The 25,258-nt window shown below is 40.3% G+C and carries 17 protein-coding genes; 7 read left to right on the top strand and 10 right to left on the bottom strand.

Annotated features, from left to right (window positions below; all coding sequences use genetic code 11):
* Positions 1-226 precede the first annotated feature (226 nt).
* Positions 227-1,351: a GGDEF domain-containing protein gene (locus QUE03_RS06480; protein WP_286266325.1), complete on the top strand. Its 1,125-nt coding sequence runs from the start codon at positions 227-229 to the stop codon at positions 1,349-1,351.
* A 28-nt stretch (positions 1,352-1,379) separates the two neighbouring features.
* On the opposite strand, the gene QUE03_RS06475 is transcribed toward QUE03_RS06480, so the two are convergent.
* Both QUE03_RS06475 and QUE03_RS06470 read right to left on the bottom strand, forming a co-directional pair.
* Entirely contained in the window at positions 1,380-2,702 is a 1,323-nt protein-coding gene (locus QUE03_RS06475; RefSeq protein WP_286266323.1) for a DNA recombination protein RmuC, read from the bottom strand.
* A 153-nt stretch (positions 2,703-2,855) separates the two neighbouring features.
* A complete protein-coding gene (locus tag QUE03_RS06470; RefSeq protein ID WP_286266321.1) occupies positions 2,856-4,367 on the bottom strand; it encodes a fumarate hydratase in 1,512 nt (503 codons plus the stop codon).
* A gap of 192 nt (positions 4,368-4,559) precedes the next feature.
* On the opposite strand from QUE03_RS06470, the gene pabB reads away from it, so the two are divergent.
* From pabB to QUE03_RS06455, 3 genes are all read left to right on the top strand, one after another.
* The gene (pabB, locus tag QUE03_RS06465) at positions 4,560-5,924 is read left to right on the top strand and encodes an aminodeoxychorismate synthase component I (RefSeq protein WP_286266319.1); all 1,365 of its coding nucleotides are present in this window, start codon (positions 4,560-4,562) and stop codon (positions 5,922-5,924) included.
* Between the two features lie 42 nt (positions 5,925-5,966).
* Positions 5,967-6,536, top strand: coding sequence for a CoA pyrophosphatase (locus tag QUE03_RS06460; RefSeq protein ID WP_286266316.1), 570 nt, complete (start codon positions 5,967-5,969; stop codon positions 6,534-6,536).
* A gap of 156 nt (positions 6,537-6,692) precedes the next feature.
* The gene (locus QUE03_RS06455) at positions 6,693-8,069 is read left to right on the top strand and encodes an L-serine ammonia-lyase (RefSeq protein WP_286266314.1); all 1,377 of its coding nucleotides are present in this window, start codon (positions 6,693-6,695) and stop codon (positions 8,067-8,069) included.
* A 93-nt stretch (positions 8,070-8,162) separates the two neighbouring features.
* Here the strand turns inward: QUE03_RS06455 and cysB are convergent, their stop codons facing one another.
* On the bottom strand, positions 8,163-9,137 hold the full coding sequence (gene cysB, locus QUE03_RS06450; RefSeq protein ID WP_286266312.1) for an HTH-type transcriptional regulator CysB: 975 nt from the start codon (positions 9,135-9,137) through the stop codon (positions 8,163-8,165).
* 280 nt (positions 9,138-9,417) lie between these two features.
* Here cysB and QUE03_RS06445 point away from each other — a divergent pair, with 280 nt between their 5' ends.
* Both QUE03_RS06445 and QUE03_RS06440 read left to right on the top strand, forming a co-directional pair.
* Positions 9,418-10,188 carry a hypothetical protein gene (locus tag QUE03_RS06445; RefSeq protein WP_286266310.1) on the top strand — a complete coding sequence of 257 codons (771 nt, stop codon included), beginning with the start codon at positions 9,418-9,420 and terminating at the stop codon, positions 10,186-10,188.
* A gap of 106 nt (positions 10,189-10,294) precedes the next feature.
* Positions 10,295-10,666 carry a ribosome recycling factor family protein gene (locus tag QUE03_RS06440; protein ID WP_286266308.1) on the top strand — a complete coding sequence of 124 codons (372 nt, stop codon included), beginning with the start codon at positions 10,295-10,297 and terminating at the stop codon, positions 10,664-10,666.
* A gap of 90 nt (positions 10,667-10,756) precedes the next feature.
* Here the strand turns inward: QUE03_RS06440 and QUE03_RS06435 are convergent, their stop codons facing one another.
* The 3 genes from QUE03_RS06435 to topA form a co-directional block, all read right to left on the bottom strand.
* Positions 10,757-12,997: a TonB-dependent receptor gene (locus QUE03_RS06435; RefSeq protein ID WP_286266307.1), complete on the bottom strand. Its 2,241-nt coding sequence runs from the start codon at positions 12,995-12,997 to the stop codon at positions 10,757-10,759.
* Positions 12,998-13,076: 79 nt separating this feature from the next.
* Positions 13,077-14,483 carry an amidohydrolase gene (locus QUE03_RS06430; protein WP_286266304.1) on the bottom strand — a complete coding sequence of 469 codons (1,407 nt, stop codon included), beginning with the start codon at positions 14,481-14,483 and terminating at the stop codon, positions 13,077-13,079.
* A 519-nt stretch (positions 14,484-15,002) separates the two neighbouring features.
* Entirely contained in the window at positions 15,003-17,669 is a 2,667-nt protein-coding gene (topA, locus tag QUE03_RS06425; protein ID WP_286267776.1) for a type I DNA topoisomerase, read from the bottom strand.
* Between the two features lie 407 nt (positions 17,670-18,076).
* Between topA and QUE03_RS06420 the strand changes: the two genes are divergently transcribed.
* Positions 18,077-19,186 carry an arginase family protein gene (locus QUE03_RS06420; RefSeq protein WP_286266302.1) on the top strand — a complete coding sequence of 370 codons (1,110 nt, stop codon included), beginning with the start codon at positions 18,077-18,079 and terminating at the stop codon, positions 19,184-19,186.
* Between the two features lie 131 nt (positions 19,187-19,317).
* Here the strand turns inward: QUE03_RS06420 and QUE03_RS06415 are convergent, their stop codons facing one another.
* The 4 genes from QUE03_RS06415 to nuoL all read right to left on the bottom strand — a co-directional run bounded on the left by QUE03_RS06415 (position 19,318) and on the right by nuoL (position 25,252).
* Positions 19,318-20,244 (bottom strand): DUF4097 family beta strand repeat-containing protein, encoded by a 927-nt coding sequence (locus QUE03_RS06415; RefSeq protein WP_286266300.1) that lies wholly within the window; start codon positions 20,242-20,244, stop codon positions 19,318-19,320.
* Positions 20,245-20,448: 204 nt separating this feature from the next.
* On the bottom strand, positions 20,449-21,921 hold the full coding sequence (locus QUE03_RS06410; RefSeq protein ID WP_286266299.1) for an NADH-quinone oxidoreductase subunit N: 1,473 nt from the start codon (positions 21,919-21,921) through the stop codon (positions 20,449-20,451).
* Complete coding sequence (locus QUE03_RS06405; protein ID WP_286266297.1) at positions 21,915-23,399, bottom strand: complex I subunit 4 family protein; 1,485 nt, start codon at positions 23,397-23,399, stop codon at positions 21,915-21,917. The genes QUE03_RS06410 and QUE03_RS06405 overlap by 7 nt, the downstream gene beginning before the upstream one ends.
* Positions 23,396-25,252 (bottom strand): NADH-quinone oxidoreductase subunit L, encoded by a 1,857-nt coding sequence (gene nuoL / locus QUE03_RS06400; RefSeq protein ID WP_286266295.1) that lies wholly within the window; start codon positions 25,250-25,252, stop codon positions 23,396-23,398. The genes QUE03_RS06405 and nuoL overlap by 4 nt, the downstream gene beginning before the upstream one ends.
* Between the last annotated feature and the right edge of the window lie 6 nt (positions 25,253-25,258).

The following is a 25,258-nucleotide window of genomic DNA, read 5'->3' as shown; positions in this document are numbered from 1 at the left end:
TCAACAGATGAACAAACACCAACTAGCTCATCATGAAAACAGAGCTATACTGCTATCGAAGACTTACATATGTTTACTTAGGGCTATCAAAAAACGGCTAAACCTGTTACTTTTATGGCGCTTGTGTAGCCAATAGAGGCGCTTGTATAGCCCCTAAATTGCACCACCATATGTGTGCTCAAGTGATAAGTCTTTAGAATATATCAACTTAAGAACTTTATTTTTCATGAAACTTACTAAAATTATTGATACTGGTACGTATAACCAGACTTTTTCAGCTGCTAATAAAGTAAGAATTACCAATATCATTGGATTATTTACGACCATAGTCTCAGGGCTTTATACGTTGGCCTATCTATTGGTTTTGGATAATGCCTTAGTTGCTTTGATAAACTTGGTATTCACCATAGCGTATGCATTCACGCTGTCATTCAACTATTTTAATGCCCATAGAGGCAGTAAACTTTGGTTTTTTAGCGTCCTAATGGTGCATTTATTGGTGTGCACTAATATTTATGTGACCAACGCATCAGGTTTTCATCTCTATTATTTCCTTGTTCCAACAGGGGTGTACTTACTCTTTGATTTAAAAGAGAAAAAAGAGAAAATCAGTTTAAGTATAATAGCAGTAATCTTGTATTTATACTGTGAAAATACGCTAAATGCTTTTCCTCTTATAAACCTCTCAGATAGTGTTAATCATATTATTTATCAATCGGTTATTTTGGTTAACATGATTGAAGTTATTGTTGTACTCACTATTTTTGCTAATGAAATAGAAAGCAATGAAGCCAAATTAACGCGACAAGCAACAACTGACGCCTTAACAGGCATCGCAAATCGCCACTGCTTTTTTGAGCAAGGTAATTTGTTGTTTGATGCATCTATCCAACTGCAAAGACCGTTTAGCTTGGTCTTACTAGATTTTGACTATTTCAAATCGATAAATGATAAATACGGTCATTACGTTGGGGATTTGTGCTTAGTTGAAATTTCTAAAGTCATTGAAGCAGAATGCAGAAAACAGGATCTCTTTGCACGTATTGGCGGCGAAGAGTTTGCCATAGCGTTACCGGAGACCACACTGCAAGAAGCCAATAATATTGCTGAAAAAATGAGGATAGCTATAGAAAATCATATCATTCCGGTAGTGGGTACGGCTAACTTCAATTGTACGGCGAGTTTTGGTATTACCGCTAAACAATCTCGTCACGACAGTCTGAAATACTTGTTGATCCAAGCAGATAAAGCGCTTTACTTGGCGAAAGAGCAAGGTAGAAATCGCGTTCAGCAATTCGACTCGGTCAGTAATCTAGACTTTTCAAGCAACGTGAAATTTGACAAATATTAATATCTGCTGAGCCTTATCGATACGACCATTAGGGATTAATACCCACTAAATTTGACGGTGCTTGCTTCGCATCGTCAGTTTCACTTAATTCGACCTGTTCAATTTTATCAAATCGTTTGCTGATCTTATCTGCTGAAGTATGAATCTGTTTAACGTCGGTTGCGGCTTGATCAATGTGCCGCGCTAAGTTATTAAATCTTCCCTTAAAGCGCTCAAAATCAACCGATAGCTCACCTAAGTGCGCTTGAATAATATGCACCTGTTGTCGCGTTGCTTCATCCTTAATCACCGCTCTTGCCGTTGTTAATATCGCCATTAGCGTGGTGGGTGAAGCAAGCCATACTCGTTGTTTATTTGCATAATCCACTAAGTCACTATGGTGGGCATGTATTTCAGCAAACACCGCCTCTGCTGGGATAAACATAACCGCCCCTTCTGCGGTTTCATGTTCAATTAAATATTTACTGGCGATATCATTGATATGCTTTTTAATGTCGGTTTTAAATTGCTTCGCTGCGTTTTTACGTAATAATTCTTCTGCATGAATGTCGGTAAGTACTCGATAACTTTCAAGAGGAAATTTAGAGTCGATAACGACATTTCCTGTTGGCTCAGGCAAAAATAAGACGCAATCCGCCACTTTGCCGTTAGACAAGGTATGCTGCAGCGCAAATTGATTTTCAGGTAAAACATTCCTTATTAAAGCATTTAGTTGCACTTCACCAAAAGCGCCGCGTGAGCGTTTATCTGCAAGAACTTCTTGGAGACTGACAACATTGCTTGAAAGCTCGGTAATTTTCTTTTGCGCATCATCAATTAATGCTAAACGTTTTAAAATATCGTTAAATGTTTTGGTGGTTTTCTCAAATCCCTCATTTAAACGTTTATCCACTTGTCCGCTAATTTCCAACAGGCGTTTATCGGTTGTTTCAGCAAGTTTGCTCATATTACTTGCCAGTTCTTCGCGGTTACTACGACTGGTTTTATTGAGGTGCTCAGTAATTTGATCTATCGATTTTAATTGGTTTTGTAGGAAACTCTGTTGATGATTTTGCAGCATTTGTTGCAAAGACTGTTGGTGTTGATGAATAAGCTGCTGGTGTTTTTCATTTTGATCCGCAGATTGTCTCATCAGCTTCATTCTTAAATCAGCGATTTGCCCATCAAGGTAATGTTTTTGTGTCGTGCTATTTTGCTCCTCACACTGGAGCTGTTTTTCTAGCAGTAACTTCGTTAAGTTTTTCTGATGACGATACAAAACAAAAGTCGCAATGACTGCATAGACAAATAGAGAGAGAATTAACACGTGGGTAAAATTATAAGACTCAAGAAAAGAAGTTAATTCAAGCATAATGGCACTTTAAACTGTTTATTTTTACAGTATTAAAGCACGAAATGATCCATTCGTTAAGTACGTTTTTAGCACCATTGAATTACGTGCATAAAAAAGCACCCTTGCGAGTGCTTTTAAAATACAATTTTATGAACTAATCGATATGAATGATTATGCGTCCATCACTTCAATTTTCTTTTGCCAAATTTGCGGCCCGGTTACATGAGCAGACTCACCTGTGCTATCAACAGCCACAGTTACTGGCATGTCTTCAACTTCAAATTCGTAAATCGCTTCCATGCCTAGTTCTTCAAATGCTACCACTTTCGCTTTTTTGATCGCTTTTGACACTAAGTAAGCCGCTCCGCCAACTGCCATTAAATAAACTGACTTGTGGTTTTTGATGCTTTCACAAGTGGCAGGGCCACGCTCTGCTTTACCGATTGTACCTAAAAGACCAGTATCGTTAAGCATCATTTCAGTGAACTTATCCATGCGTGTTGCCGTTGTTGGGCCAGCAGGTCCAACTGCTTCATCGCCGATGGCATCAACTGGACCTACGTAATAAATAAACTTGTCGGTGAAATCTACAGGTAGAGTTTCGCCTTTTGATAACATATCTTGAATTCGTTTATGGGCAGCATCTCGTCCAGTCAAAATAGTGCCTGAAAGTAACACCGTTTCACCAGTTTTCCAGTCACTCACGTCAGCTTTTTTCAAGTCATCAACATTTACACGGCGAACGTCATCACCGACTTCCCATGTAATATCAGGCCATTCTTCGAGTTTAGGTGGCGTTAAATTCGCAGGGCCAGAGCCATCTAGATGAAAATGAACGTGACGCGTTGCCGCACAATTTGGGATCATCACGACAGGTTTTGATGCTGCGTGTGTTGGTACCGCATTAATTTTAACATCAACCACTGTCGTTAACCCACCTAACCCTTGCGCGCCAATACCTAACTTGTTAACACGTTCGTAAATTTCTAAACGCAGCTCTTCTTCCGCATTTTCTGGACCACGTTCAATTAACTCTTGAATATCTACTGGATCCATTAAGCTTTCTTTCGCAAGTACACCTGCTTTTTCAGCTGTGCCTCCTACGCCTATACCTAACATCCCCGGTGGACACCAACCAGCTCCCATGGTTGGTAGTGTTTTTACTACCCAGTCAGCAATTGAGTCACTTGGGTTAAGCATCACGCTTTTGGTTTTGTTTTCACTACCGCCGCCTTTAGCCGCTATCATCACTTCAATTTCATCACCAGCGACCATTTCAATATGAACAACTGACGGCGTGTTATCTTTGGTATTGATTCGTTTGCCCGTAGGATCGGCAACGATTGACGCGCGTAAAGGATTGTCAGGATTTAAATAAGCACGACGTGTACCTTCGTCAACCATTTGTTGCACAGTTAAGTCAGTTGCGTCCCACTTAACCGCCATACCGACTTTAACAAAACAAGTAACAATACCGGTATCTTGACAAATTGGACGCTTGCCCATGGCTGACATTCTTGAGTTTATTAGAATCTGTGCAATAGCATCTTTCGCTGCTGTGCTTTCTTCTTTGTGATACGCTTTTTCAAGTGCTTGAACAAAGTCTAATGGATGATAATAAGATATATATTGCAACGCATCGGCAATACTCTCGATGAAATCTTGTTGTTTGATAATGCCCATATTTTTCTCTTTAATCTTTGGTAGGATTTTATTGATTAACAATCTATAGTTGAAAGTTATAAAATTGCCGATATGATACCCTGCTTAACCTATAGCTACCAGTATCTTATTAGCATTAAAGCCTTTAAGTAATACCCTTTTTCAACGCATTGAACTGTGATTAAATTACCTAAATTAAATAATAATTCGCCCATGACATCTTCGCCAATTCATTTTGGAGATAGTGCTAGTCATACAAACTTTTTCGCTAGAGTTGCCGATCAAAACTGGGCGATGTGGCTAGACTCCTGTGAAAGCGAGCATGTTGATAGTCGGTTCGATATTCTCGTTTTTGAACCATTGGTCACATTAACGACGATTAACTCTTCTACTCGTATTTGCGTGCATGCAACAGGCGAATCAATGACATCAGATGATGACCCTCTAGCTATTTTAGCAAATATACAGCAAGAGCTATTTTTGGGTATTGATATTCAAGAAAATGATCTACCATTTTTCGGCGGTGCAGTGGGTTACTTTGGTTATGATTTAGGGCGTGAATTTGAACGCTTGCCCGTCATTGCCGACAAAGATATCTTTGCACCGGATATGGCTGTAGGCATATACGTTCACGCATTAGTCTTTGACCGTAAATACAAAGTGTATCATTTGATCTGTCAAGATGAACAAAGAGAAGCATTAACTCAGTATTTACAAGCCGCATTTGAACAAGATGATGCCAAACAAGAGTTCACATTGACATCTCCATGGCAATCAAACATGACACCTGTTGAATACGCGAATAAATTTGACCGAGTGCAAGAATATTTATTAAGCGGGGATTGCTATCAAATTAACCTAGCGCAACGATTCCAAGCGCAATATCAAGGCAGTGAAATTGCCGCTTACTTGAAACTTCGCGAAGAGAACAAAGCCCCCTTTTCTGCGTTTATCAGAGCGGATGGTGCTTGCGTACTAAGTATATCGCCAGAGCGCTTTTTAAGTGTGAACCATGGATTGGTCCAATCCAAACCCATCAAAGGTACACGGCCTCGTCACCAAGATCATAAGCAAGACTTGCAGTTGTCAAATGAGCTACAAGTAGCGACTAAAGATCGTGCTGAGAATTTAATGATTGTCGACTTATTACGAAACGATATTAGCCGAGTGTGTCAACCTGGCACCGTGGTTGTGCCAAAGTTATTCGATATTGAAAGCTTCCCCGCTGTTCACCACTTAGTCAGCACTGTAGAAGGTCAACTTAAAGACGATCAAAACAACACGGATCTACTACGTGCTACTTTTCCAGGGGGCTCAATTACTGGCGCCCCTAAAATTCGTGCGATGGAAATTATTGAAGAACTTGAACCTCACCGCCGAAGTGTTTATTGTGGATCTATCGGTTACTTATCCGCTTGTGGAAAAATGGACTCGAGCATTACCATTCGCACCTTAATTTGCGAAAACAACTCAATTTATTGTTGGGCGGGGGGTGGCTTAGTCGCAGATTCTAATGTGGACAGTGAATATCAAGAAACGTTTGACAAGGTCAGCAAAATCCTTCCACTGCTTGGCTAGTCAATACTTTCTATATACGTAAAATAATAGAGGTAGTCGTCTATGGAAAGAAGCGAGTTTATAAAACGTTTCAAACTGAATTCACTTCAGCCTTCATTCCATAAATTTATTTACCCCAAGCAAACCAGAGCCGCCGCAGTGCTTATAGCCATTACTGAAATGGACGATCAATTGTCCATTTTACTAACAAAACGTGCAGCACATTTAAAGCATCATCCAGGACAAATTAGTTTTCCCGGCGGTAAGGTTGAGCCTTTTGATCCCGATCATATAGCTACAGCACTAAGAGAAGCGGAAGAAGAAATTGGTTTACCACAGCAAAACGTTGAAATTATTGGTCAGTTAAAGCCCTACCAAACCATCACAGGTTATGTTGTCACGCCCATTGTTGCCGTGATCAAACAACCAGAACAATATATTCAGGATCATAATGAAGTGGCTGAAATATTTCATGTACCATTACATCATTTTATGAGCGCTGAAAACCATCACAAAGTAGAAACTTTTCACAAAGGAAAAAGTCATTTAATCTACTTTATGCCCTATAAGCAATATAATATTTGGGGTGCCACTGCCGCCATGATGGCCGATCTGGTGAACCACATCAAATAACTCTCCCCATCAATGTTCTATAATCATTATTATATACCACGGTAAATTACTTCAATATGATTTCAATCTGTTTCCTAAACAGACAACTTTCAGGTAACATTACCGACTTTAATTTCAGATAAAGTTTTAATATCCAATTATTATTCAGGAAATAAGATGATAAGTGTATTTGATATGTTTTCTATTGGTATCGGGCCATCAAGCTCGCATACTGTTGGACCGATGCGCGCCGCTAAACTATTTGTCGAGCATCTTGAGCAAGAAAACTTACTGGGCTCGGTTGATCGAGTTCGTACTGAATTATTTGGTTCACTGGGCCAAACAGGTATTGGCCACGGCACTGGAAAAGCGGTAATTTTAGGACTTGCCGGGCAATCTCCAGAAAGTATACCAGTTGATAGTATTGAAACATTATTAAACCAGACGGTTAACTCACAAAAAATCGAATTAAATGGTACTCATAAAGTTGCCTTCCCCAAAGACACTGCCATTGTATATCACCGCCGAAAAACGCTGCCGGCACATGCAAATGCAATGACAATATTTGCCTATCAAAATGATCAAATTATTAAAGAAGAAACCTACTACTCCATTGGTGGTGGTTTTATCGTTCAAGATTGTGATTTTGAAAAGGAAAAAGATAAAGCGTTGTCTTTGCACAGCAATATTGCAAGACCTCATGCATTCTCAACGGCAGATGAGCTTATTTCAGAAGCGACCACTAAAGGACTATCCATTAGTACCATCATGATGGACAACGAGAAATGCCTGAATGATGAAGCAACTATCCGCACAGGCTTAGTCAATATCTGGCAAGCAATGAAAGACAGCGTCGCACGCGGCATGCGTACAGAAGGCATTTTGCCTGGAGGATTAAAAGTGCACCGCCGCGCCCCAGCGTTACATCGCTCTTTATCTGTCGAGAAGAATGTTGACCCGCTTTCCGCAATGGACTGGGTTAATTTATTTGCATTAGCCGTCAATGAAGAAAATGCAGCTGGAAGTCGTGTCGTGACTGCACCAACAAACGGTGCTGCAGGCATAATTCCTGCGGTGCTTTGCTACTACGATAAATTTATCAAAAAAGTCGACGATGAAGATTGCATTCGGTACTTACTAACAGCTGCTGCGATTGGCATTTTGTATAAAACCAATGCGACGATCTCTGGCGCTGAAGGTGGCTGTCAGGCTGAAGTAGGTGTAGCTTGTTCGATGGCTGCAGGTGCACTGACAGAAATCATGGGCGGCTCTCCTAAACAAGTCGAAAATGCTGCTGAAATCGGTATGGAGCATAATTTAGGCTTAACGTGTGATCCTGTCGGCGGATTGGTGCAAGTGCCGTGCATTGAGCGCAACGCAATGGGCTCGGTTAAAGCGATTAACGCTTCTAGATTAGCACTTCGCGGCACAGGTACACATAAAGTCTCTTTGGACAAAGTAATAAAAACCATGTGGGATACGGGCAATGATATGAAGACCAAATATAAAGAAACCTCACGAGGTGGCTTAGCAGTGAATATTATTGAATGTTAGTCGTTAGGCTTCTGCCCTTCTGATCTAAAAAGGCAGCCGTTGTGGCTGCCTTTTTTAATACTGAATTCTTGTACCTGAATGATCACACATCTATTAGCGAACGGGTAATTTTATGTCTGACATCAGTTCTTCTATTTCGTGATTATTTTTAAGCAACATCGCACGAGTTACAATATCTCGCGTTAAATGTGGCGCAAATCGTTCGATAAAATCAAACATATAACCACGTAAGAACGTCCCACGCCTAAAGCCAATTTTTGTAGTACTTGCTTTGAATAAATGACTTGCATCTAACGTAACAAGGTCACTATCAGTATTGTCATCCATTGCCATCGTCGCGATTACGCCGATACCAACGCCTAAACGAACATACGTCTTGATGACGTCAGCATCTGTGGCAGTAAAGACCACTTTAGGCTCGCATCCTGCGTTACTGAATGCGGTATCAAGCTCAGAGCGTCCCGTAAAGCCAAAGACATAAGTAACCAATGAATATTGAGCAATATCTGCAATAGTTAAATTTTTCTTGGTTGCCAACGGGTGATCTTTTCTCACAATAATACTACGATTCCAGTGATAACACGGCAACATGATCAAATCGCTGTACAGATGGAGAGATTCGGTTGCTATCGCAAAGTCCGCATCCCCCTTGGCAGCAGAATCACTGATTTGTGCCGGTGTTCCTTGATACATATGCAAAGATACCTTTGGGTACTTCTTAATAAACCCCTTGATAACATCTGGCAAAGCATATCTCGCCTGTGTATGTGTCGTTGCAATTCTCAATTTACCTTCATCGGGCTGAGTGTGCTCTCGGGCAACCGCCTTTATCGCTTCAACTTTCGATAAAATTTCTGTCGCAATCGTAATAACTTCATGTCCCGCAGAGGTGACATGCGTTAGGTGTTTACCACTACGGCCGAAAATTTGAATACCAAGTTCATCTTCAAGCATTCTCACTTGCTTACTGATACCTGGTTGAGAAGTAAATAAACTTTCTGCAGTTGCAGAAACGTTTAAATTGTTGTTTAACACTTCGACAATATAACGAAGCTGCTGAAGTTTCATTGATGAAATACCATTAGGTTTGACGAGTCACTTATTCTAAAAATATATACTTAACCTAAAATATATTCCATATAATTTTTAAAAAAGATGTTTTTTTGTCAATTTACCTGATTATTACAACAGGAAAAACCTCAACTGTAACAAGGGAGTTACTGCTCATTGAGGTATTTCAATATTTTCTGCTAAATTTCAGTAATTAGTCCTTTTTCCGCTATGCTAATTAAGACAATTTTTGTAGACTGCTTAAAGTAGTTTGATCATTTAACCGAGAATAAAACACATGATGTTTGTAATCATTGGTTTGATCGTTGCGCTTATTATCGTTGTGGTAGTGGTGAATGCGATCCAACAGCATAAAGAAAAAATTGAACAAGAAAAGCGCGCTCGAGTTTCTAAGCAAAAAGCTATAATTGATGAAACCGAAGAGTTAATTCTAAATCTCGCTTTATTACCAGAGAACCCAATGGTAATTACGATATTGAATACACGTAGTTTGCTTGCTGCCAAGCAAATGAAGCAAATCATGCCTGAATTAAAAGGTATAGGAAGTCGAGTTCAAGAGCTTGATTCTAGGTTAAAAGCATCTCAAGAAGCGCTTAAGAATCATGTGCCTAAAGATGATAAATTTATCCTGCCAGATAATGAGCAGCAATTGGTACAAATATTACAATGTATTAAAAAATTACGTGCTGTTATTAAATCAGAACAATCAAAAGGCGCATTGGACTCGCAAGTTTTCATCAGAGAAGATGCTCGATTAGATACTATGCAGCTTCGAATCAACATTGAAAGCTTGATGAAACGAGGTAACACCGCGGCAAGTAAAGAGATGCTAGGTTCAGCAAGGCAATATTTTGAAAAAGCCTTACAAACGATTGAAAATCATGCCAATCAAAGTGAATATACCGTAAACAAAAAAGAAGAAATAGAAGATAAGCTAGAACAGATCACCAATGAGCTGAAATCAACCAACGCAAAAGATAGAGCATCGAAAGCGAAGGACGAAGAAGACGAATTGGATATGTTATTTCAACCCAAAAAGAAATGGTAGTTTACGACTGTAAAACAAGAAACAGCCAGCTTTTGCTGGCTGTTTACGTTATAGAATAACAGCTACTTTCATATAATATTATTTTTGCTAAAGATAAAGGCGGCAAGTGGTAACTAAGATCAAACCAATAATTTTGCCTTCATTTTTACGGCGGACAATGAAAGCGTACGCACTAAAAGCTCACATACGTGGTCTTAATTGTGAACTTAATCGTATTGGCCGCTCTAGAAATTGGAAACTTGTTGCTGATAAACAACAACTGCTTGCCATCATTAACGTGATAGAAGGCTCTGAAGAGGAAAGTTGGCAGTGGCTAGCAAAATTCTTACGAAAACAGCAAGAAGCATTTACGTTTGAGGAATTAGTTTTTATTGCCACACAAAACTCAGGCATTACCGTGAATCAGTTAATGGCGCGAACTGACTGTACGATCGCACAAGCAAGAAAAGTGATTGATGAACTGGAATTTCTCGACTAGAACACAGCTGCCTCTTCTTAATTTTCGTGACAGAAAAGACATAAAAAAACCGCACTAACAAATGCGGTTTTATTATCTTGTAAGTAATGATTAGAAGCTCATTTTAAACTCAGCCCCTAATGAACGTCCTTCGTTAACTATAGCTGCTAAGTTATTTATCGTTAAACCACCAATGATTGCTGTTTCATCTGTGATGTTACGTGCAAATGTAGCCACTTCATAGTCATAGTAAGATGAGCTCCAAAGGTAGCCCATTCTCAATCCGCCTTCCAAATAAGCGTCTTGAGACATTTCTTCAGCTCCCATTAAGTTAAACTCAACTTCACTGGTATAAGACCAATCGGTGTATGCATAAAATTCACCTTCGCCAAGATCAGCATAGTAGCTAATGGTGAAGTTACCAATCCATTCAGGAGCACGTGGTAGCGACTTACCGTCAACACCCACTAGGCCATTCTCATCAACAGGATCGTTGATTTCACAGAATGAACAAGCGGCGATCGCAGCATCTTCATCTTGAATTTCGGTGTAGTTATAACTAATACCGGCTGTAACCGTAACGTTTTCAGTCATGGCGTACTGAAAGTCTAATTCAGAGCCATAGCCAATAGTTTTGTCTAAATTGATCAGCTCTTTTTGGGCACTTTCATCAAATGTTGATTGTGCCGTCACTTGTTGATCATTCATTTGGAAATAGTAAATATCAAAGTTAACGCGACCTGCACCATCTAAAACATCTGATTTAACACCTACTTCTATTGAATGAATCGTTTCAGAGTCCGCTACACTTGGCTCCGCATCACCTTTGATCACGCGGCCTTGAATACTAGGTGCTCTAAAACCTTTCGCTAGACGTGCGTATAAGTTCGTGTCATTTGAGTATTTATAGCTTGCGCTTAAATCCCAACTGATGGCTGAATCTTCAACATTTTCTTCAAACTGCGCATAACTATCGGTCCACACAATACGCTCTGCATCAAAGTCTTTTTTATCATCGGAATAACGGATACCGGCAGTAACATTTAATCGCTCAGTTAGGTCATAGTCAGCGGAAGCAAATAATGCCCATGCATCTGTTTTTTGATTTTGAACCAAATGACGCTTAACTGTGCCGTCCGCATTGTAGTTAAAACTATCAATTTCTACATCTTCAGCAAAAATGAACAAACCGAATTGATAATCCAAGCGGCCTAGTTCATTTGATGCCACACGAAACTCTTGAGTGATCTGGCTATGTTCAGGAATGCCATCAGCACTTTCTACAGTAAAGCTATTTACTTTCCCTAATCCGTCAGAGCCATCTTCTGGGTTATAACCACCGTCAACATCGGCACGAGAGAACGCAACAACAGACTCATATCCTGTCACTGATGTTAGCGTGTAATCTTGCATCACGTACTCTAATGTTAAGCTGCCACCGTTGACTTTAACGGTTTGCGTGGCTCGATCCGCAGCATCATGGTAGATTTCATCTCGTTCAAAATCGTCAACCAGTTCATTCGTACCAGGCTTAATTGCACTTGCGTAGTTAACCGTTGGCGTACCATTTAAATCACGGTAGTGATAGTTAAATAGTGCTGAGAAATTATCATTCGGTTGATAAAGCAATTGAATTTTAGCAGCATGATCGTCGTAACCACCTAATACATCTTCTTCCTCATGGCCTTCAGCTTTATTATCAATCCAATCGTCACGCGTTTGACTAGACAAAGACACTCGTGCCGATATCGTATCTGTCAATGCACCGCTGAGTGCGCCTTCCGTTGTAATGCTGTCCAAGCTGCCGTATGACGTTGAGAAATATCCCTCTGTGTCTTGTGTCGGACGCTTAGATGTGAATTTAACAAGTCCAGCTGGCGTATTGCGACCAAATAACGTTCCTTGAGGACCTCGAAGTACTTCAACGCTCTCTACGTCAAACACAGGAAAGCCTTTTAGCAAAGGGTTTTCTTGAACGACGTCATCATAAATCAGTGACACAGGTTGAGATGCATTGAGATCATAGTCTGGGTTGCCTAAGCCTCGCATATAAAAACGAGGAAAGGCACGGCCAAACGAAGATTCAATCTTTAAGCTCGGGATACGTGCAGACATAAAGCGAATGTCAGCACCACCTGCTGAAGAGGCGTCAAGTAATTCATCTCTCATAACAGACACCGACACCGGCACTTCTTTTGAGTTTTGTACACGGCGCTGCGCCGTAACTTGGATCACCTCAAGTTTGGCTGATTCCCCCTCCACTGCATCTTCTGCTAATGCAGTCGATGGCAATGTCAAAGGGAGTAAGCACAAAGATGCCTTGATACTTCTTGTTAAAACGTTAAGTTTCATTGTATTACAATCTCTAATTTTAAAGGACAATTGGTTGAATTTGACGATGCTCACATACTGAGATTCATGATGCGCATCGCTATAAAATGCTTTTTCCTTGCTGAAGCAAACTTTGTTTTATTTCTTGGCTAAAAGCTGTCGCTTGATCGATAATTTCTTTTTCGTCTGCGGTTAATACGTTTCTGTTTTTCATTAGTAACCTACCATCGACAATGCTGTGCTGAACATCTGTAGCATTTGCTGAATATACCAGTGCGGAATAAGGGTTATAGATAGGTGTCATGTTGGGAGATTTAGTACTAATAACAATAATGTCTGCTCGTTTGCCAAGCTCAAGTGAGCCAATTTCTTTTGCTAGATTAAGCGCACGAGCGCTACCTATAGTTGCCATTTTGATAACATCAATGGCTGGCATCAAACTACGGTCTTGATGCCATAGTTTATGAACTTTCGCGACTTGATTAAATTCATCAATCAAGCTTAATGTATTGCCAGACATAGGCCCGTCAGTGCCAAGCCCAACATCTACATGTTGCTTCAACATTTCAACCACAGGTGAGACGCCTTTAGCTGACTTAATATTTGCACTCATGTTGTGAGCAACACCAACCTGATGCTTTTTTAGTAAAGCTATATCTTGTTCACCGGCCAATATGACATGCGCACCAACAAGCTTTTCGTTTAACGCACCTATGCTTTCCAAGTAAGCGATTGGTGACAAACCACCACTTCGTTTTGCGATAACATTTTGTTCTTTTTTAGACTCGGCTAGGTGTGTAAGTACGGGAACATCGTATTCTAATGAAAGGCGTGCAACGGTTTTTAGGTCGTCTGTAGAATTAGTGTAGGGGCCATGTGGAGCAAATGCCGGAGTAATACGCGGATGTCCTTTATATTTTTTTATGAACTGCTCTGTAAGCTCAATAGCGTCTTTGGGCGTTTTTGCATCAGCTTGTGGATATTTGATGATGGATTGGCCCAATACTGCTCGTAAGCCCATTTCATCAACTGCTTTTGCAACTTCTTCTTCAAAGTAATACATATCGGCGTAGGTCGTCACTCCACCTTTAAGCATTTCCAAGTTGCCAAGGCGCGCCCCTTTATAAACCATCTCACGAGACACAAAGGCCTTCTCCAATGGGAAAATATAGTTATGCAATCGGTTAGCTACATCATCTCCCAATGAACGAAATAGTGACATCGAGGCATGGGTGTGCGCATTGATCAAACCAGGCATGACAATATCACCGTCAACATCCAGTGTTGTTTGTGCCTGATACCTTTGTGCCATTGATTGAGGGCCTATAGCGACGATTCGGTTTCCTTTTATTGCAACCACGCCACAGGAGTATTCGTTGAGTTGATCATCCATGGTCAACACTCGACCATTGATGATTAAGATATCTACAGGCTCTTTAGCACAAATTGAGGTCGAGATTACAGAGCAGAAAAGAAAGATAAATAAGCTTAATTGATACTTAACCATAATGGATCCAATTGAATAACTTTCACTTCCCTAATCAAAATAGGGCCTTATTAAAATCCATTTCAGCAAAACAACGAAAATAAAAAAATTAAACTAACACGAAATAAAATGATTCAGACGTACAGTTCAGTTACAAAAAACAATGAAACATAACAATTTATAACCTTATAAATCAATTAGTTAAATACATATTCATGGTTCATTTTTTGCCGAAAGGATTATACTCATGAGATAACGACGCACAACTGTTTTGAGGCTAAATTGCGACAAATTACGTTAAATTGGAAAAATTGGGACAGGATGAAAATCAAGCGTAAATTACTGCAACTAGAATTAACAAAAAATCAACATCTGTGGCTACTTTGAAGTGAGTTAACACAAGGAGATATTGAGATATTAGTCGTAGAATTTTTATGGAATGCTGTAGAAGTTGTTACACTTACACGTTGGTTTGAATAATTACAGGCATTAAAAAAGGCGCAAAGCGCCTTTTTATTTTTTCAAACTAAAAGTACCATACTAGGCTTTCTTTTTAGTGGATTTTTTAGCGGGTTTCTTAGCGGCTTTCTTGGTTTGCTCTTCAACCCACTTACCGTCTACAAATTTAGCTACCCAGCCGGTCGCTTTCCCTTCAATCTCGGTCATCACGTATTGTTCTTTGGTTTTTCGACTATAACGAACAACCGCAAGATTGCCTTGAGGATCTTCTGCTGGCGCATCGGCTAGATAATAAAATTTCGGTGAAATTCTATCCCTAAAACGTTGTAACTCTGCTACTTTAGGGGCTCTAGTCTCGCGAGAACGCGGGAATGAGCTTGCCGCCATAAATATACCCGCAGCACCATCACGAAGTACAAAATGCGCATCTGATTTTTCACAAGGTAGCTCTGGCAAGTGCACCGGATCTTCTTTTGGTGGAGCAGCTTCTCCATTAGCCAATAATTTGCGGGTGTTCTTACACTCTTCATTGGTACAATCAAAGTACTTACCAAATCGACCGGATTTCAGCTGCATTTCCGCACTACAGCGGTCACATTCCAAAACTGGGCCATCATAGCCTTTGATTTTGAATTCACCTTTTTCCAGTTCAAAGCCATCACACTGAGGGTTATTACCACATACGTGCAATTTACGTGTTTCATCGATCAAGTAGCTGTCCATCGCTGTTGAGCACTTCTTGCAGCGATGCATCGCACGTAAGGCTTCAGTTTCTTGATCTTCTGCTAATACATTGACATCTTCAGCCTCTTCACCAGGCGTAAGGTTCATTGTCGTTGTACAGCGTTCTTTTGGCGGTAAAGCATAACCAGAACAACCAAGGAAAACACCGGTAGATGCGGTACGAATGCCCATTTTGCGGCCACAGGTAGGACAATCAATATCAGTAATTACCGGCTCATTAGCTGGCATGCCACCTTCTTCTGTCGGCATATCAGCATTGGCTAACTGACCTTTAAAGTTTTCATAGAATTGATCAAGCACCAATTTCCATTCAATTTCACCACCTGCAATATTATCAAGCTCTTGCTCCATATTGGCGGTGAAATCGTAGCTCATTAAGTTGCTGAAACTAGTTGATAAACTATCAGTAACTATTTCACCCATCTTTTCTGCATAGAATCGTTTTTTATCTAAACGGACATAACCGCGATCTTGAATGGTCGATATTATTGATGCATATGTCGATGGGCGACCAATTGAGCGCTTTTCAAGCTCTTTTACAAGCGATGCTTCACCAAAACGAGCCGGCGGCTTAGTAAAGTGCTGAGCAGGCTCTAGAGCTTTAAGTGTAAGCACTTCGCCAATGCTTAAATCAGGCAAGTGTCTATCATCACCTTTTGAAAGTTGTGGGTGAACGCGTGTCCAACCATCAAACTTCATCACACGACCTTTTGCTTTTAAGTCGAACTTATCGGCAGATACCGTAATGGTTGATACGTCATAGCGAGCAGCGGTCATTTGACAAGCAACAAATTGACGCCAAATCAGTTCATACAATTTCTTGGCATCGGCTTCAATACCTTCCATAAAAGCAGATTCAAGTTTGACATTTGAAGGGCGGATCGCTTCATGCGCCTCTTGCGCATTTCCTTTACTGCCATAAACTTTAGCTTTTTCTGGTAAGTAGTTATCGCCAAAAGTATCGCTAATATAACTGCGTGCCATCGATACTGCATCGGCACTCAGATTGGTTGAATCGGTACGCATATACGTTATATGGCCAGCTTCATACAGACGCTGTGCTAGACCCATCGTACGTTTTACACCAAAGCCTAATTTTGTACTTGCCGCTTGTTGAAGTGTTGAGGTAATAAATGGAGCAGATGGCGTGCTTTTCGATGGTTTATCTTCACGCTTCGCAACTTTATACTCTGCTTTTTCTAAAATCGCTAAAGCAGTATCTGTCTGCTTTTTATTATTAGGTTTGAAAGCTTTACCGCCATCGTGGGTGACATCAAGTTGTAACTTAATACCGTCACTGTTTACGGTATCTGCAGAAACATCCCAAAATTCTTGCGGATCAAACGCCTTAATTTGACGTTCTTTTTCAACCACTAACTTCACCGCGACAGACTGAACACGCCCAGCTGATAAGCCTCTGGCAACCTTTTTCCAAAGTAGAGGGCTCACCATAAAGCCAACAACGCGGTCTAAAAATCGACGCGCCTGCTGAGCATTAACTCCAGGCATACTTAACTCACCTGGCGTAGCGAAGGCTTGTTGAATCGCGTTTTCAGTAATTTCGTTAAATACTACGCGGCGAAACTTATCATCGCCACCACCAATGATCTCTTTCAAGTGCCACGCAATTGCCTCTCCCTCTCTATCCAAATCGGTCGCGAGATAGATAGTGTCAGCAGTTGCTGCAATTTTTTGTAATTCGGCAACTACTTTTTCTTTACCGGGCAATATTTGATATTGTGCTTGCCAGTCTTTATCTGGGTCAATACCCATTCGATTGACTAAGGCTAGGCGATCACGCTTTGCTTTATATTTCGCCTTGGCCTCTGGTGACATTTTTCTTACTTCAGCCGCAGGCTTAGTTGCTACTTTTTTGCCAGTACTACTCGTTGGAAGGTCACGCACGTGACCAACACTAGATTTTACGATGTAATCCTTACCAAGATACTTGTTAATTGTTTTCGCTTTGGCTGGCGATTCCACAATTACCAGAGATTTTGCCATATAGTTTTGATTTCCAGCTAATGCCCATAGCATGTTTATGCAATGAGTCATTTTTCTTTTCCAACCCCACTTATAAATAGCGAGCAATCATTATTCGCGAAGTGCTGAGATGAAAAGAAAAGTTAATTATTAAGATTCTGTTAAATACTTATTAGTAGGTATATCCATAAATATGCAAAGTGACAAGTAAATATTTTTTATATTCATCTAAATGCCCTAATTTGCTATAATACTGCCACTTTTTTGGCGCATCATAATAGACTTTTACGAAAAACTTAAGAGGTGATTGACATTATTATTGTAACTGAACTAATAATTCAGCCATAAAACATGTGAAACATCACGCCAAAAAACATATCAATTGCTATATGCATATGACTTCAAAACTGAACAATTAGAGATTCAACATGACAAAGCCAAATTCTGATTTTTTTCAAAAACTTGCAAATTGTTTATGCCCTCCTGGCAACGGCGTGTTTACCGTCAATACCGCTAAGGAAAGAAAGGAAGCTTTGCACTCAGCGCTTTATGGTAAAACAGATGGCATTGAAACGTTGTGGAAAGAATCAATCAATAATATTTCAGCGCAAGATAAAGCCGTTATTCTAGGTATTGCCTCTGATTGTGGTGGTGGTATTTTACGTGGAGCAAACTGGGGACCACTATTTTTGCGCTCTTCACTTTTAAAACAATATCCCGAACTAAAAGCCTTCGATTTAGGCGATATCCGCGTTATTCCACATTTACTGCATGATAAATACTTAAATGATGCAACACTGGCCAATTGCCGTCGCGCGTTATATCAGGACGAACAATCAAATTACCCAGTTAGTCCACTATCTATTACAGAAGATGTATTACATGACTTTTACGCCCAGTATCCAGATAAAGGCATATTTGGTATCGGCGGTGACCATTCAATCAGTTACCCATTAACTAAGGCCTATTTACAAGCTAAAAAGGCCAATGGAAAACGTACGGCGATTATTCACTTTGATGCTCACACCGATTTACTCAAGGAGCGATTAGGTATCGATTTATGTTTTGGCTCTTGGTGTACGCACATATTGGAAGATCTTCATGAGAACCATCATTTAATTCAAGTAGGCATTCGCTCTAGCGGTAAACCAAAGTCGCACTGGGAAGGCACTTTCGGCGTTAAGCAACATTGGGCCCATGAGATTAAGGAGAAAGGTGTAGACGCTGTAATTGAATCAATCAAGGCACAGTTAGCACCAGAAAATATTGATGAGCTTTATGTCAGTTTTGATATTGACGCTCTCGATGAAGAATTTGCTTCTGCAACAGGCACGCCAGAGCCGAATGGCTTATCGCCAGAAGAAGCAATGAAGATACTAAAAGCGCTTGCAGATAATTACCCAATTACAGGCGCAGATATGATGGAAATTGCTCCATTTACAGACAGTTCAGGTCGAGGCGCAGTAAGTGCGACAAGTACCCTAAATGCGGCGTCAGAAATTTCTGCTTTCTTGCTTAATCAGATGAACAAAAACTAGTAGCTATAAGTTGAAAAAATAAAAAAGCCCTAGCTAGTTTGATAGCTAGGGCATTACCCAAAGGGTATAATGACAGATCTAAAACTAATTCACTTAAAGACTAAACTCACTACGAGTTTGGTCTAGTTTTTTCAACTCCCTATTTCAAATTCACCTTTCACTTGTTGTACTTTTAAATCTCCGGAGCCAGCTTCAATAATACTGAGCCCTCCTGCTTTGACTACATGTATGTCGCCTGATCCATCGTTGACCGTAACCTTACCTGTAATATTTTTAACAAGCATGTTGCCTGAGGCATCATCGATATCCACAGTACCATTAACGTTATTAACCTCTAGCTCGCCAGAGCCATCTTTAATTTCAACGTTTCCTATCACTTGGTTTACCGTCATATCACCTGAGGCATCAACAATTGACACCTGACCACCAATATTGTCGACACTCATCGCGCCTGACCCGTCTTCAATTGTTACATCACCGTTAATGTTAGTAACATTCAAATCACCCGAAGCATCGTCAATAACTAGCATTCCTTCAATATCAGAAACAATTAACGCACCTGAGCCGTCTTCAATCGCAAGGTTTGCACCAATATTAGCCAATGTTGCGCGACCTGAAGCGTCATCTAACTCAACACTACCATCAATGTTTTTGATCCATAAATCACCAGAGCCATCGGTAACATCAAGAGCAAGGTGCTTTGGCAAAGTAACTACAAGATCTATTCGTGGAGAATTGCCAACCCAAAAACCAGATGTGTTAAGTTTGGATATTAAATAAGCCTTGGTATGATCGCTATCTAAGCTTAATTCAAAACTATTGCTACCTTCTTTAGCTGTATAAATATCTGCTTTTACTGAAATATCAGAAGCTGTATCACTCCCGATAATACGTAATTCACCCGCTCCCGCATCGATATCTAACTTAACAATATCGTTTACCTCAATAGTAAGCTCCCGTTGCAGATGCACATTGGCTGTTGACGGTTTAGCAATAACCACACAACCTGAAAGCAGTGTAAAAAGTACTGCCGGTACTAAACATTTCGTTAATCTCATTTTAAAATCCGTGTTTTTCTTATTTATGATTCATTATGTGCTTAGTATCAAGTATCGCGCCACTAATTTATAACTAATAAATTCAATTACTTAGATTAATTATCTATAAAGCATTAGCATGTTTCGCCAATTACATTAGTCAAACATACTATTTATTGGGAAGATAAATGAGGTAAAGAGTCAATGACGGCTTAAAAAAGGGCTCTAAGTTAAGGCAATTAATTTGAGTAAAACATCAGGGTAAAGACCAATCGCCAAACCTAAAATAATTAGAGTTACAACGAAATTTAACGAATAGTTATTGGTAACTAAGCCTGTTGATTGAGGCAGTTTCATATCTTCAACAACTTGCTTTGCATTATCAAGTGTTTGATATTTATCGACCGCTGAAAACAAATTAATGATCAATGTCAGGTAGTAAAATAGACCGATTCCGCTTCCTACAACCATACCGCCTATCAAAATCCATTGGTTAGCTAATACCGCGTGAGAAAATAAATAAAACTTTCCTATAAATCCGGCTGATAGAGGAATGCCTGCTAAACTCAACAAGCCTACAAGTGTTAGCAATGCTAACGGCCTGTCTTTCCAAAACAATCCTTTGAAGTCATCAACACGAGTGACGTCTTCATTTAGGTAACGATAATTGAACTGAAAAACAACATAAAACACGGACATACTGGCGAGCACATAAGCAAACAAATACACCAAGGCACTTTGTTTAGCAAATACTATCGCATCGGTGTTTGTGATAACAACAACAACGAGTATATAGCCCATATGTGCGATTGAAGAATACGCCAATAGGCGTTTAACATCCGACTGACGTAAAGCAAGAAAATTACCGATAATCATAGACAGCACAGAAATAAATACGAGCATTTTGATGAAAATAGCCTCTTGAAAAATTGAGAAACTCGTTATTACCGTCAAGAGCACGATAAACATGGCGACCTTAGTGACTGTTGCCATAAACAAGGTGACTAACGTATGAGCACCTTGGTACACATCAGCTACCCATAAATGCAGAGGCGCTAACGCTAATTTGAATGCAACACCTAATAAAAACAACAACATGCCCGCATAATAAAAATTTGAGAATGTGTGTTCAGGACTTATGGCGCTGCTAAATGACAAAGAGCCCAACTCCCCATAAATGAACGCTATGCCAAGCAACATAAAGCTCGAAGCGACCGCACTTAAAATGAGGTATTTAAAGCTCGACTCAATCGCTAGGTCCCCTTCTCTGCAATAGCCTACCAAGCCAACAAGGGAAATACTTAATATTTCAAACCCTAAGAAAACTGCAGCAAAATGATCCGAGACCACTAAAACACTGGCGCCCAATATCGCGAGCAATATCAACAAATAAAACTCATCGTGCACTTCAACTTGATACATCAAAAATTTATAACTTAAACTGGCAACCATTAAGCCAGATAAGTAAACCAATATCTGCGCATATATTCCCATGGTACTAACCGAAAGCAATATAGTGACTTGCGTCGTTTCAATGCCAAGCAGATTAAAACATTGTATTGTTGCTAGCCCTAAGGCCAAGCAGGTATATATTTGAATAATACGTTGTGTTCTCTTCATTGCGATTAATAGCAACATAAAGGTAATAGCAAGCGCAATGATAAGCTGCGGAGAAAGTGCTAATATTTGATTTAACATAATGATACTCCTTTACCAATTGCGACAAGGGGCTCACCCCAAGCGCTTGCCAGTGTTGGGAGTTGCTTCAAAACGAGTTCAGGAAATAGCCCAAGTAATAATAAAAGTAAAAATAAACAGGCATTTACCGTTAGTTCACGAGAATTAATGTCAGTAATTTCCACTTTTGTTGGCCCGTGAAACGATGATTGAAACAACACCATGCCATATATTGCAGAGCCAATTAATCCTAAGGCAGCAATCGCAGTATAAAGAGGGAATTGCTTGAACGCGCCGACCAGAGATAAAAATTCACCAATAAAATTTGCAAGACCAGGTAATCCAAAAGCAGCTGATGCAAACACTAAGGCAAATCCACCTAACCTAGGCGCACCATGCCAGAACCCTCCCATTGCAGACAAGTCTCTCGAGTGGATGCGTGAATATATCATCCCTGCTAATGAAAACAGTGCCGCACTGCTTAGTCCGTGAGCCACTAAAGTTATAATTGCCCCTTTGTATGCTAAGGCGTTAAAGCTAAATAGCGCTAACATAACAAAACCCATGTGACTAATACTGCTATAAGCCACCATTCGTTTGATGTCACGTTGAGCAAAAGCTAATTTGGCTCCATATATCACACTGAATGCTCCCAATGGCACCGCAATAAATGCAAACCACTGACTGGCGTCAGGAAATAAGAAAATAACGAAACGTATTAAGCCATAGGCTCCAGTTTTCAACAGAACCCCTGCCAGTAATACACTACCTGCCGTAGGGGCTTGTGTATGAGCATCGGGTAACCAACTGTGAACAGGGATAGATGGTAGCTTCACCGCAAAAGCAATAAAAAAACCTAACATTAACCAGCGCGCAATATTCTGTGGCAGTTCCATACTGAGCCAGTCTTGATAGTAAAAGCTGAGTTGGCCTGTGATAGTTACATGTGAATATGCCATGGCAATAATCGCCGTGAGCATCAATAAACTACTCACTTGAGTAAAAATAAAAAACTTAATCGCCGCGAATATTCTATTCTCATGACCCCAAACGGCGATTAGAGCAGTCATTGGCAATAGCATGACTTCCCAAAAAAAGAAAAACAAGAATAGATCTACTGCGCTAAAAACGCCGATGATACCCGCGATAGACGCTAAAAGATTAAAATAATAAAAACCCCGTTTATCTTGAATTTCCTGCCAAGACACTAATACGCAAATAATACTCAACGCCAAAGTTAACAAAATCATCAACACACTTAAATAATCAATGCCAATTGCATACTCGATGTTTAAAAATGATATCCATGACACTCTTTGTAGCGTATTTAGTTGAGCAAAATTCAATTCACTGTTCGCAAGAAAAACAATAAAGAACAATAGGCTAGAAGATGTTGCAGCTAATGCTATCCAACGAGCACTATTGTCGAATTTACTGTCCAAGAACCAAGCGAAGATACCACCAAGCAGCAGTAGAAGCATTAATGACGAGATGATCATAATAAGAATACTCCAACTAAAAATAATGCCGCAAGACCAATACTGGCGGCAAACCAACGTGCTTGTCCGTTTTGCAGTCCAGACAAAGCGTCATGGCACAATTTTGAATACCATGCGAAAAACATCAATAATTGATCAAATATATCTTTGCGATTTAAATTGGCGATAAAGCAAAATGGATTGACCAACAGGGTTTGATATAAACCATCAAAACCTAAGCCCTTTCTACAAAATTCACTCCATTTACTTGTTGGTTCAATTAAATTAACAGGCGCTTTGCTCCGATATTCTTTAAAATAAAACCAAGAGAAAGCAACGCCGATAAAAGGGGTTGCAATGGCCAATGGATGTAACCAGATCGGTTCAGTACTCACGTTGGTGGCGTGAGATGGTAGTACCGTAGTAAGATCCAAAGGGATAAATCCACCTACGATAGAAAGCACAGCAAGAACGCTTAAAGCCATGACCATTAAATTACTGTTATTTTGTTCAACAGCAGACTCCACTCGCGAGGCTCCTAAAAAAGCGAGAAAGAATAATCGACAGCTATAAATACTCGTTATCAATGCGCCAACAATTGCTGCCCACCACAAAGTAGGTCCTGCCGTCGAAGACGACCACAGAGAGCCTATAATCGCTTCTTTAGAGAAAAAGCCCGATGTTCCCGGTAAAGCTATTAAGCACACGAGGCCAACGCTAAATAATGTGCTTTCTATAGGAAGTTTTTTGAATAAACCGCCCATTTTGAATAAATTTTGTTGATGATGTAAGGCAAGAATAACAGCGCCTGCACTTAAGAATAATAATGCTTTAAAAAAGGCATGCGTCATTAAATGAAATACTCCGGCTGACCAAGCGCCAGCTCCTAGAGCCAGCATCATGTAGCCTATTTGGCTCATGGTCGAATAGGCCAAAACCCGTTTGATATCCGTTTGAGCCAAGGCAGCAACACCGGCAAGTAACAATGTACCTGCACCTATCCACGCCACATAATTCATGACTTCCGGCGCTAAAATGAATAAACCGTTCATACGAGCAATAAGATATACGCCAGCAGTTACCATGGTTGCGGCATGAATCAAGGCACTTACAGGAGTAGGGCCAGCCATCGCGTCAGGCAACCAAGTTTGTAACGGTAATTGTGCTGATTTCCCAACGGCACCACCAAGTAAAAATAGGGCAATCCAATACGGGGCATTGTCGCCAACTTCCCACAATAGCGGAGCTTCTGCATTAACATTAGCAATGGTTAGGTCACCTAAAGTGTTAAATAATAAAAATAACCCTATCGCTAACGAGGTATCTCCAACACGAGTGACAATAAATGCTTTACGCGCAGCAAGCATATTATTTCTATCTTGATACCAAAAACCAATCAACAAAAAACTGCAAAGACCCACGCCTTCCCAGCCCAAATAAAGCAGCACTAAATTGTCAGCTAGCACTAGAATCAGCATCGCAACAACAAACAGATTCATGTACGCCATGAAACGAGTAAAATGGGGATCGGGTTTCATATAAGCCGCAGCAAATGCATGAATTAGAAAGCCAACGCCAGAAACGACCAAAATCATCACGCCTGATAACGCATCCAATGTAAAGCCAAAACTGATCGGTACGGCAGTCTCCAAATAGGGGGCGGTAAAAGAAAACCACTGCCATAACTCGGTGACCATTAAGTGATCTGACGTGGAGGCTAGCTGACTCACCAATACCATACTAGAGAGCGCACTCAAGCCAATACTCCCCACGCTCAGTAGACTTGCCACAGTCCAGCTCAAGCGCTGGCCAAAAGCAATTAATATCAGAAAACTCACCAGGGGATAAAAGGGTAACCAAGCTAAAAGGTTCATCTATTA

This window comes from Thalassotalea atypica, assembly GCF_030295975.1.
GTDB classification, from domain to species: domain Bacteria; phylum Pseudomonadota; class Gammaproteobacteria; order Enterobacterales; family Alteromonadaceae; genus Thalassotalea_F; species Thalassotalea_F atypica.
Note: the sequence above shows the minus strand (reverse complement) of the source record. Positions and strands in the feature narration are given on the sequence as shown.